The sequence below is a fragment of the Mycobacterium sp. NGS62 genome (genome assembly GCF_059812285.1).
The window spans coordinates 1-847 of the sequence record NZ_JCALCK010000077.1 but is presented as its reverse complement, the minus strand read 5'-3'; the positions used below and the strand labels follow the sequence as shown (position 1 = coordinate 847).

Genomic DNA, 847 nt, shown 5'->3' with positions numbered 1-847 from the left:
GCAACCAATGTTTTTTCGAACTTCGGCGTTAGCATCGAGGCCTGCAGCGGCAGCGCCAGGTAGACCTGGAAGGTCAACATGTACGAGCCGATCATCGCCGCCGCGAAGAGCAGGAACCGCCGGTTGCCGGCGACAACCCGCCAGTCCTGCAGGAACGACGTCTTCTGCGGTGCCGGATCGACACCGCGCTGCGGCAGCGCTAATAGCTGCGCCACCGTCAGCACGGCGAACACCGCCGCCGCGGCTGCCGCGGTGACCTGAAAGTCGACGGCTAGCAGGGCCAGTCCGACCAGCGGGCCCACCAGGATTCCGGCCTGGTAGAAGACGTTGAACATGGCGAAGGCCTCCACGCGGCGATCCCCGGCATCAGCGGCCAGATAGGCACGCACCGCCGGGTTGAATAGGGCGCCGGCGAAACCGGTGGCCGCCGCGGCGATCAGCACGGCTGGCAACGAGTGGGCCACCACCAGCAGCGCGAAACCACCTGTGCGCAGCAGACACCCGGCCACGATCAACGGCTTGTAGCCCACCCGGTCGGCCAGGGTGCCGCCCACGATGAACATGCCCTGCTGGGAGAAATTCCGCACGCCCAGCACCAGCCCGACCGCCCAGGCGGCCAGCCCGAGCGGGCCAGCCAGGTACCCGGCCAGATACGGCATCAGCATGTAAAAGCCCATGTTGATGCCGAACTGGTTGATCATCAGTACCCGGCTGGGCCCGTCGAATCCGCGGAACCGCACGATAAAGGCCCTCATCGCAACACCAGTGCGGGGTTGGTGATGGTGGTGGTGCGGGTCCAGGAGGTGATGAGGTGGTTGTTGGGGTTGGTGATGGTGGCGGGTTGGGG

1 protein-coding gene is annotated in these 847 nt (G+C 66.1%); it reads right to left on the bottom strand.

Annotated elements, in window-relative coordinates; all coding sequences use genetic code 11:
- Positions 1-755: MFS transporter (locus AC5Y49_RS24765; protein WP_499892015.1), on the bottom strand; the 755-nt coding region annotated here is incomplete at its 3' end.
- Positions 756-847: the final 92 nt, after the last annotated feature.